Here is a 9,373-nt window from a genome sequence, read left to right as displayed (position 1 = left end):
CCCGCCGACCGGCGCCGCCGACCCGGCGGCGGCCGCCGGCCCCGGCGGGCTCCCGCTGCCGGAGTGGCCCACCGCGCTGCTGCTCGCCGGTCTCGTGGCACTCGCCGCGACGGCGACCGTGGCGCCCGGCGGCGCCATCGTCCTGCTGTGGCTGTGGATGGTCGTGGCCCGGACGGCGGACCGCAGCGCGCTCGCGGTGTGGCGCAGGCGCTACTCCTACGGGCCGCGCTCGAGCGACGTCCCGCTGACGGTCGCCCTCGTGCCGTGGCGCACGCTCGTCGCGGGCGTCATGTCTCTGCTGTCGATGCTCGTGCCGCTCGTCGTGGGGGCGAGCGTCGCGTTCCTCGCCGGCTCCGCCCTCACCGGCGGGACGAGCCTGGGGACGCCGACCGAGCCGGTCGCCCTCGGCCTCGCCGCCGCCGCTGCCGCGGTCACCGCGTGGTGGGGGCCGGGCGGCGGGTCGATGCGCCGCGGGACGACGTGGCTCGGCCGCCTCGCCACCCGCCGGCGCGGGCTGCACCTCGGCCTGCTCGTGTTCCTCGCGTTCGTCGTCGTCGCGGCGCTCATCACGCTCGCGAACGGTGCCTCGCCGGACTTCGCGCCCTTCCAGGACCCGCCCCTGCTCGGTTGACGTGCGTGCCGGGCCGGGTCAGCCCGGGTGCGGCGCCGGCCGGCCGAAGAGGTAGCCCTGGGCGTGCTGGCAGCCGACCTCGGCGAGCAGCGCCCGCTGCGCCTCGGTCTCGACGCCCTCGGCGACGAGGTCGACGCCGAGGCCGTGCGCCAGGCCCGTGAGTGCCTCGACGATCCGCTCGCACTGCGGGTCGTGGCCGAGCCCCGCGGTGAAGGACCGGTCGACCTTGATGCCCGAGACGGGCAGGTCGCGCAGGTAGGACAGCGCCGAGAACCCGGTGCCGAAGTCGTCGACGACGAGCCGGACGCCGAGGTCGTCGAGCCGGTGCAGCTCCTTGCGGCCGGCCGGGGCGGCGCCGAGCATGACCGACTCGGTGAGCTCGATGACGAGGTTCTGCGGCTCCAGGCCGGTGAGGTCGAGGGTCGCCTCGACGTCCGCGAGCAGGCCGGCCCGCATGACCTGCGACGGCGAGACGTTCACCGCGACGTAGCCCTGCTCCGGGGTCTGCGCGGCGACGGCGGCGGCCCGGGACAGCACCCAGCGGCCGACGTCCTCGATGAGCCCGGTCTCCTCGGCGACGGGCAGGAACCACGCCGGGCCGAGGAGCCCGCGGGTCGGGTGCTGCCACCGGACGAGGGCCTCCCGGCCGACCATCGCGCCGGTGCGCAGGTCGACGATCGGCTGGTAGTGCAGGCGAAGGTCGCCGTGCGCGAGCCCGGCCCGCAGCGCGTGCTCGATGTCGAGCCGGTCGACGGCCCGCCGGCGCAGGTCGTCGTCGACGACGTCCCAGCCGCCGCGGCCGTTCTCCTTCGCGCGGTGCAGGGCGGCGCCGGCGTCGCGGAGCAGGGCGGTGGCGTCGCCGGTCGGCCCGGACGACAGGGCGATCCCGATGCTCATCGACAGGACGACGCTGCGGGACGCGATGTCGATCGGCTCCCGGACGGCGGCCGTGATCCGGTCGGCGACGAGCACCGCCTCGCGCTCGTCGAGGACGTCCTCGCAGACGACGACGAACTCGTCGCCGGCCATCCGCGCCGCGGTGTCGGTGGCGCGCAGCACGGTCTGGATCCGGTTCGCGATCTCCACGAGGATCTCGTCGCCGTGCTCGGGGCCGATGCTGTCGTTGACGACGTCGAACCGGTCGAGGTCGCAGGCGAGGACGGCGACCCGGCGGCGGCTGCGCCGGGTGCGGTCGAGCGCCTGCTGGATCCGGTCCAGGCCGAGCGTGCGGTTCGGCAGCTTCGTCAGCGGGTCGTGGAGCGCCTGGTGCGCGAGCATCTCCTCCGCGAGCCGGATCTCGGTCACGTCGACGACCTGGGCGACGAGCTCGACGAGGGTGCCGTCGCCGTCCTCGACCGCGGTGACGGTGAGGCGTCCCCAGACGCTCTCGCCGCTGCGGCGGACGAAGCGCTTCTCCAGGGAGTAGCCCGGTCGCTCGCCGGCGAGGGTGCGCGCGAGGAGCGTCGCGTCGGCGTCCACGTCGTCCGGGTGCGAGACCTCGGCGAGCGTCGTCCCGGCGAGCTCGGCGGGGGTGCGCCCGAGCATCCGGCCGAGGACCCGGTTGCCCTCCTTGATCCGTCCCGACCGGTCGAGCAGCGCCACGGCGATCGGCGAGGAGTCCATCGCGGCGGCGAACCGGTTGCGGGCGCGGCCGAGGGCCGCGGAGTCCGAGACGTCGACGACGGTGCTCACCAGGAGCGCGTCCCCGGCGGGCAGGCGCACGGGCACCGAGGTCACGTTGACGTCGACCGACCCGGCGTCGGCACGCAGGAGGTCGTCGGCGCGAGGGTTCATGGCGACCGTGGTGCCGCGGCCGTCCTGCACGACGACGCCGACCGTCACGGCGTCCAGGATCGTGCGCATGAGCGGGTCGACGTCGACCGCCCGGGGGGACCCCGTCTCCCGCTGGTCCTGCTCCGGCGTGCTCGACGGCATTGGTCACCCCTCCCACTAGTGACGCTGAGTGTACGAACAGTCACCCTCGGCGGTTGTGGAGGCGCGCGTCGGACGAACGGAGGATTCGTCGGACGACTCGTCGCACCGATCGGGTGCGCGGTGTAGGTGCTCGCGTGCTGCAGGGTGCGCGGTGCAGGTGGAGCCCCCGGTCGGGGTCGAACCGACGACCTACCGCTTACAAGGCGGTTGCTCTGGCCACTGAGCTACGGAGGCGTGCGCGGCGTGCCGCGCGGTGCGCGGGTAAGCCTACGCGGCGCCGCCGGGCGGGTCAGCCGGGTTCTGCGCCGCGAGCGGCCGGCGTCGGTTCGGCCGGCGTTGATCCACCCGGGTCACGCTGCTTCACTCCGCCGCCCGGCGGCCGATAACGATCTCATGGAGGGTGGCGCCGGGCCGCCCGCCGGACGGAGGGGCGGTGCGCCCATGACGACGGTCGACGCCGTCCGTGCCGCCGCCTGCCCGCACCTCGCGATGGGTGTGCCCGACGCGACGCTGTCCGTGCTCCTGGTGGACGCCTGTGCGGCGCCGCTGGCCCTCATCGACCGGTGCGGGCACTTCCTCCGGGTCAACTCCGCGTTCCTGCGCCTCACCGGCCGCACGGTCGGCGACGTCGTCGGTGCGGACGTCACCGAGCTGCTGCCCGTCGACGGGGTCGGCCAGGTCATCGACCTCGCCCAGCGGACCGCCGCGGGGCGTCCCGTCGCGCCGCCCGAGTCGCTGTGGGTCGACGAGCTCGGCCACCGTCGCCGCGTCGCGTGGACCTTCACCGGGGCGCCGAGCGGCCGCACACCGGTCTACGTCATCGCGACGGGCGTCGACGTGACCCGGGAGCGGCTCGCCGAGGCCAGCTGGCGGGAGCGGGCGCAGACCGACCACCTCACCGGGCTCGCGAACCGGACCGCGCTGGAGTCGGCGCTCGCCGCGCACCTGGAGCCGGAGCGCGGCACGGGCTGCGGCATCCTGTTCTGCGACCTCGACGGGTTCAAGGCGGTCAACGACACGTACGGCCACTCCACGGGCGACCAGGTGCTCGTCGAGATCGCGCAGCGGCTCGCCGCGAACGTGCGGACGGCGCGCGGCGACGTCGTCGCCCGGCTCGGCGGGGACGAGTTCGTCGTCGTCCTGCCCGGCTGCGGCGACCTCGAGCTGCGGGCCGTCGTCCCGCGGATCGAGCGCGCGGTGGCCCGCCCGCTTCGGCTCGACGTCGGGCTCGTCCGGGTCGGGGTGAGCATCGGCTCCCGGGTCGCGGACCCGGGGGACGACGCCGCCGCCGTCCTCGCCGAGGCGGACGAGCGGATGTACCGGGCCAAGAGCGCCCGCAAGGAGCGCCGCGCGGCCGCGGCCGCCGTCCGGCCGGACACACCTGCCGGACGTGCTGACGGACCGGCTGACGGACCGGCTGACGGACCGGCTGACGGACCGGCTGACGGACCGACGGAGGTCTAGAGCGCGTCGTGCCCGGTCTCGCCGGTGCGCACCCGCGTGACCGAGTCGACGGGGACCATCCAGACCTTGCCGTCCCCGATCCGGCCGGTGCGGGCGGCGGCCACGACGACGTCGAGGATGCGCGCGGCGTCCGCGTCGTCCACGACGATCTCGACGCGGGTCTTCGGCACGAAGTCGACCTGGTACTCGGCGCCCCGGTACACCTCGGTGTGGCCGCGCTGGCGGCCGTGGCCCTGGGCCTCGCTCACGGTCATGCCGGCGACGCCCGCGGCCTGCAGCGCGTCCTTGACGTCCCCGAGCGCGTGCGGCTTGATGATCGCGGTGATCAGCTTCATGGTCAGAACCTAGGGCACGGGTCGGACGCCGCGGGGTGCCCGGGGCGGTGGGCCGACCGGGTGGACCGGTGCGGCGGGTCAAGCGGAACTTGACCTGCCTTTGACGGGCGGCTGACCGGGCCTTCACACCCCGCCCGCCATCGTCGTCCGCATGACAGGTTCCATCTTCGACGACTTCTTCGACCCCGACGGCGCCGACCGTCCCGACGCGCAGCGGCGCAGCACCCCGCCGGCGGGCGTCCAGCAGCCGCCGACGGCGCCGTTCCCGGCGCCCGGCCGGTCGCCGGAGGCGGACCGTATCCCCGGGGCGGCCGCTCCGGGGGGCGCAGTCCCCGAGGTCGCCGCGTTCCGGGCCGACGCCTTCGGTGCCGCGCACTACGGCGAGGTGCCGTACATGCACACCACGCCGCGGACGATCCGGCCGCTCGGCCGCCGGGTGCTCGTGGCGGCCGGCAGCCTGGCCGCCGGCGCGCTCGCGGCCGGCGGTGCGGCGTACGCGCTCACCGGCGGCGGGGACGAGCCCGCGGTCGCCCTCGCGAGCATCGGGTCGTCGCCGTCCGGTGCCGCCGAGCCCGTCGACGACGCCGACCGCACGCAGGACGTGTCGCGGTACGAGGGGCGCACCGACCTGTGCGTCCGGCTCGACGACAAGGCGCTCGCGGCGATCGAGGAGGCCCGCGCCGCCAGCGCGGACGCCGCGCCCGTCGACGGTGCCACGGTCAAGGTCCGCACCGAGGACGGCGACGTCGTCGTGTCGATGGCCGCGGTGACCGTCGTCCAGTGCACCTGGCCGTCCGAGGAGGCCGCGGCCACGGAGGACGACACCACGCCGCCCGCCGCGTCCTCGAAGACGTCGAAGCGGTCGTCCTCGTCGTCCGCGTCCTCGTCCTCGTCGTCCTCCTCCTCGTCCGCGCCGAAGCCGCGCTCCACGACGACGACCAGGCCCCGGACGACGACCACGTCGACCCGCCCGAAGACGACGACCACGACCCGGACGACGACGAGGAGCAGCAGCTCGACGAAGCCGCGGACGACGACCACGACGTCCAAGACCCCGACCCCCAAGCCGACGACGAGCACGGCCTCCTGACGACGGGCACGGCCTCCTGATGCCCCTCGGGAGACCGTGACCGTCGGCCCCCGCCGGACGTCGGGCGGCGGGGGCACGAAAGAGACGGCGCCGCGGGGCTCCTGACCCCGCGGCGCCGTCGTCGTCTGCTCCTAGGCGAGACCGAGCGCGTGCGCCTCCTCCCAGAGCTCCTCGCGGACCCTGGGGTGGGCGGCGTGCTCGATGAGGTGGCGGGCCTGGGACCGCTCGTCGTGGCCCCAGATGTCGGCCACGCCCTGCTCGGTGATGACCGCGGTCGGCTGGAACGACGTCACCGGCTCGTCGACGAGCGGGATGATCGTCGACACGTCGGCCTTCGGGTGCCACGAGCGCAACGCCATGAAGGACTGGCCGCCGGCGGAGTGCACGGCGCCGACGATGAAGTCCGTCTGGCCGCCGAAGCCGGAGAAGATCCGGGCCCTGATCCGGGACGCGTTCGCCTGGGCGAAGAGGTCGACCTGGAGCGCGGTGTTGACCGACACCATGAGCGGGTTGCGGGCGATGAGCGCCGGCGCGTTCGTCGTCTCGGTCCGGAGCATGAGCACCCGGGGGTTGCGGTCGACCCAGCGGTACAGCGCGTCGGAACCGAAGAGGAAGGACGCCGTGATGGGGGTGTCCGCGTCGAGGGCGCCCTCCTGCTCGAGCGGCAGGATCCCGTCGCTGAACATCTCGCTCCACAGCTTGAGGCCGCGGCGCGACTTCAGGCCGTGGAGGACGGCGTCCGGGACGGCGCCGATGCCCATCTGGAGCGTCGCGCCGTCCGGCACCCGCTCGGCGACCAGGGCGCCGATCGCCGCGGAGGTGTCGTCGAGGCCGCCACCGGCCGGGGACGGCAGCGCCTCGTCGACCTCGATCGCGTAGTCGACCGCGTCGACCGGCAGGACGGCGTCCCCGAAGGTGTACGGCATCCGTGCGTTGACCTGGGCGACGACGATGCCGCCGCGGGCGCGGACCGCCTCGACCGCGGCGGGGAGGATGTTCACCTCCATGCCCATCGACACGGTGCCGTCGATGACGCGGGACGTGTGGAGGATGACGATGTCCGGCGGGAGCGTCCGCACGAAGAGCTGGGGGACGAGGCTGAGCCGCGCCGGGACGTACGCGAGCCGCGGGCTGCGGCGCATCCCCGGACCGACGAACGCGGTCTCCAGGGTGACGCCCTCGCGGTCGGGCAGGCCGGCCTGGGCGTTGAGCGCGTGCAGCCGGTAGGCGGGCACGGCCTTGTCGAGGATCCCGATCGCCACGTGCGGGCTCGCGAAGTTGCCCGAGACGACGACGCGGGGGTTCTCGGGCAGGCCCTCGAAGATGGACGCGAGGCCGGCGATGTCGAGCGTTCTCACGGGTCCTACAGTGCCAGCCGGTCGGCCCGGGGCCTCGGGGCTGAACGTCCCGGCGGGGTGTGGTGCGCCGAGCGGTCCGTGCGGTGGTGTGTCCGCGGCCTGGACCGGCTGGCCTGTCGCCCCCGCGTGCCGCGGGCCGGTCAGGCGGGATCGGTGAACGAGACCGGCGTCCCGGTGGCGTGGGCGTAGGCGATCTCCCTGCGCGTCGACTCGCCGACGTACCCGCCCGGGTTGACGACCAGGACCCGGTCCGCCAGGTCGATCTTGCGCAGGTGGAGGGCGTCCAGCGCGGCCTTCTGCTCGGCGGTGACCGGCTCGTCCGCCTCGCCGGGCGCGACGACGATGGCACCGGCGAAGGTCAGGTCGCGGTTCGCCGCACGCATCTCGGCCGCGAACCGGGTGGAGCCGCAGATGCAGACGATCTCAGGTCGGTCGGGCACGGGCTCGGTCCTTCGGTCGAACGGGAGACCGTCAGTGTGCCCGGTGGTAGCTCGTGCAGGCACACGGGCCGAGGGCCACGCAGGGTCGACCGTCCCGTTCCGGCTGCTGCGCGATGCCCTGACGAACCTGGCACTGCCGCCGGAACGTCAGCGACAGGAGCTGGCCGGGACCGCCGTCACCGACGAGCTCGCCCTTGATCTCGAGAACGCCGTGCTCAGCCTTGGCTACGAGACGGAGCGCGCGGGAATCCGACTCGCCCCCGCGCTCGTGACCGCTGTCCAGCAGCTCGACAACACCCTCGCGGCAGCACCCGCCGACGGGCTGTGGGACGACACCGCCCTCGACCAGCACCCCGTCTGGGCGGCAGCCCGCACGCGTGCCTCCGAGCTCCTCGCTCGGCTGCCTTCTTCGTGACGTAGTCCGCTTCGGCGCACTGGCCCAGCCGTGTTGCCGGCTCGGGCCGCAGTCGTCGTGCGAGAAGGCGGGCGACGATTCGTGTGGTGACGGTGACTCACGTAAAGTTGTTGCGCTGGAACGGGTCTCGCGGGGGTCAGACTGTCGGACCCTGTCCGTAGGGTTGTTCTCGTGAGCAGCGACGAGCAGGCAGGCAGCGAGGTGCCCGGCAGTGAGCCGGACGCCGCGCTGCCGGCTGCGCACCAGGTGTCGGAGGAGTCCGCGCCGGTGCACGACCTGTTCGCGGGGATCGCCGCGATGGACGCCGCGACCGCGGTGGTGCTGAAGGCGTCACGGTGCGCGTGGTCGCTGTCGGACGGTGAGGCGCGCGATGCGGTGGAGGCATTCACCCGGGCGATGGCCTCTGCGGAGGCGGCGCGGCTCGCTGTCATCAAGGTTCTCGACGAGCGGCCCGAGGCGGTGCCGGGTGCGAGCGAGGGGAAGGTCGCGGCGGCGTTCCTGACCGGGCGGTTGAACGTGGACCCGGGGCGGGCGAACGCCGACGCGCGGGCCGCGCACGTTCTGGACGCGGACTCCGGGTCGTTGCCGCAGGTCGGTGCCGCACTCGCGGCGGGTGAGATCACCCGCGAGCACGCCGACGCCTGCGTGCGGGCGGTGGCGCGGTTGCCGAAGCGGCTGCGGATCGTGCTGCTGGAGGACGAGGCGACCGGTGAGCTGCGGTCGGGGATGGAGATCGCTGACGCGTTCCTCGCCGAGCAGTGCCGCCGGTTCCCGGTCCGGGCGATCCACCGGCTCGTCGATGAACTGGTCCGGGTGCTGGACCCGGACCGGGAGGAGGACTTCGACGAGGACGCCCACCTGCGCCGCGGCCTGTCCCTGGTGAAGGACTCCACTGGCATGGGGTCGCTGCGGATGACCCTGACCCCGGCGGACACCGCGGTCCTGTCCGCGATGCTGTCCGCCGCGGGCAAGCCGCGCCCGGCGCAACAGGTCCTCACCATGGACGACACCGGGGTCGAGCAGGTCACGTTGGTGAAGGACGACCGGACGGTGGCGATGCGCCGCTACGACGCCGTGATGGCGTTGCTTCGCGCAGGCCTCAGCGGCGGCGGTGGCGGTGAGGCGTCACCGCTGGTGAACCTCCTCATCACCGCGACCGTCGAGCAGGTCGCTGCCGCGGGCGCGGCCGCCGAACAGGTCCGGCGCCGGGCCGCGGCCGGAGATGGGGACACACCGGACCGCGGGGCTGACACGGCCGCCGTCGACGTGGACGTGGACGTTGACGTTGACGTTGACGCCGATGTGGGCGAGTCGGTCCCAGAGGTGTTCGCCGGTAACGGATCCGCGGACACGGTGGCGTGCCGGGTCGGTCGGGCCGCGGGGTTGGCGACGCTGCACCGGCACGGGCCGATCGGGGCGCATCTGCTCGCCTACCTCGCGTGCACCGCGACGCTCACGAAGGTGCTTCTGGACGCGAACGGGGCTCCGCTCGATGTGGGGCGGGCGCACCGGCTGGCGACGCCGGCGCAGCGCAAGGCCCTCGCCGCCCGGGACGGCGGGTGCGTGATCCCGGCGTGCCCGGTCCCGCACGAAGGCACCGACGCCCACCACCTCCGCGCGTGGGAGCACGGCGGCGCCACCGACCTGCACAATCTGGTCAGCGTGTGTCCGAACCATCATCAGCAGGTGCACGCCGGTCTGTGGG

8 protein-coding genes, 1 tRNA gene and 1 pseudogene are annotated in these 9,373 nt (G+C 74.4%); 5 read left to right on the top strand and 5 right to left on the bottom strand.

Going from position 1 to position 9,373, the window contains the following annotated elements; genetic code table 11:
* Window positions 1-631, top strand: a pseudogene (locus EDJALFJO_RS34260) (hypothetical protein); the annotation flags it as partial.
* A gap of 18 nt (window positions 632-649) precedes the next feature.
* Here EDJALFJO_RS34260 and EDJALFJO_RS11395 read toward each other — a convergent pair.
* Both EDJALFJO_RS11395 and EDJALFJO_RS11390 read right to left on the bottom strand, forming a co-directional pair.
* Window positions 650-2,566, bottom strand: coding sequence for a bifunctional diguanylate cyclase/phosphodiesterase (locus EDJALFJO_RS11395; protein ID WP_088285247.1), 1,917 nt, complete (start codon window positions 2,564-2,566; stop codon window positions 650-652).
* Between the two features lie 158 nt (window positions 2,567-2,724).
* Window positions 2,725-2,800 (bottom strand) — tRNA-Thr (locus EDJALFJO_RS11390).
* 207 nt (window positions 2,801-3,007) lie between these two features.
* Here EDJALFJO_RS11390 and EDJALFJO_RS11385 point away from each other — a divergent pair.
* Window positions 3,008-4,030, top strand: coding sequence for a sensor domain-containing diguanylate cyclase (locus tag EDJALFJO_RS11385; RefSeq protein ID WP_158220400.1), 1,023 nt, complete (start codon window positions 3,008-3,010; stop codon window positions 4,028-4,030).
* On the opposite strand, the gene EDJALFJO_RS11380 is transcribed toward EDJALFJO_RS11385, so the two are convergent.
* Window positions 4,027-4,365 carry a P-II family nitrogen regulator gene (locus EDJALFJO_RS11380; RefSeq protein ID WP_088285243.1) on the bottom strand — a complete coding sequence of 113 codons (339 nt, stop codon included), beginning with the start codon at window positions 4,363-4,365 and terminating at the stop codon, window positions 4,027-4,029. The genes EDJALFJO_RS11385 and EDJALFJO_RS11380 overlap by 4 nt on opposite strands.
* Before the next feature lie 151 nt (window positions 4,366-4,516).
* Between EDJALFJO_RS11380 and EDJALFJO_RS11375 the strand changes: the two genes are divergently transcribed.
* Window positions 4,517-5,455, top strand: a complete 939-nt coding sequence (locus EDJALFJO_RS11375; RefSeq protein WP_088285241.1) for a hypothetical protein — start codon at window positions 4,517-4,519, stop codon at window positions 5,453-5,455.
* A gap of 131 nt (window positions 5,456-5,586) precedes the next feature.
* Here the strand turns inward: EDJALFJO_RS11375 and EDJALFJO_RS11370 are convergent, their stop codons facing one another.
* Both EDJALFJO_RS11370 and EDJALFJO_RS11365 read right to left on the bottom strand, forming a co-directional pair.
* Entirely contained in the window at window positions 5,587-6,813 is a 1,227-nt protein-coding gene (locus EDJALFJO_RS11370; protein ID WP_088285239.1) for an acetyl-CoA hydrolase/transferase family protein, read from the bottom strand.
* Window positions 6,814-6,953: 140 nt separating this feature from the next.
* Window positions 6,954-7,253, bottom strand: a complete 300-nt coding sequence (locus EDJALFJO_RS11365) for a hypothetical protein (RefSeq protein WP_088285237.1) — start codon at window positions 7,251-7,253, stop codon at window positions 6,954-6,956.
* A gap of 43 nt (window positions 7,254-7,296) precedes the next feature.
* On the opposite strand from EDJALFJO_RS11365, the gene EDJALFJO_RS11360 reads away from it, so the two are divergent.
* Together EDJALFJO_RS11360 and EDJALFJO_RS11355 are read left to right on the top strand one after the other, a co-directional pair.
* Window positions 7,297-7,668 (top strand): hypothetical protein, encoded by a 372-nt coding sequence (locus EDJALFJO_RS11360; protein ID WP_088285235.1) that lies wholly within the window; start codon window positions 7,297-7,299, stop codon window positions 7,666-7,668.
* Between the two features lie 171 nt (window positions 7,669-7,839).
* The coding region (locus tag EDJALFJO_RS11355; protein ID WP_088285233.1) for an HNH endonuclease signature motif containing protein at window positions 7,840-9,373 on the top strand (1,534 nt) is incomplete at its 3' end.

Origin of the sequence: Kineosporia sp. A_224 (assembly GCF_002198655.1) — a bacterium.
Taxonomy (GTDB): domain Bacteria; phylum Actinomycetota; class Actinomycetes; order Actinomycetales; family Kineosporiaceae; genus R-H-3.
The sequence above is the reverse complement of the archived record's forward strand: the minus strand, read 5'-3'. Positions and strand labels throughout refer to the sequence as shown.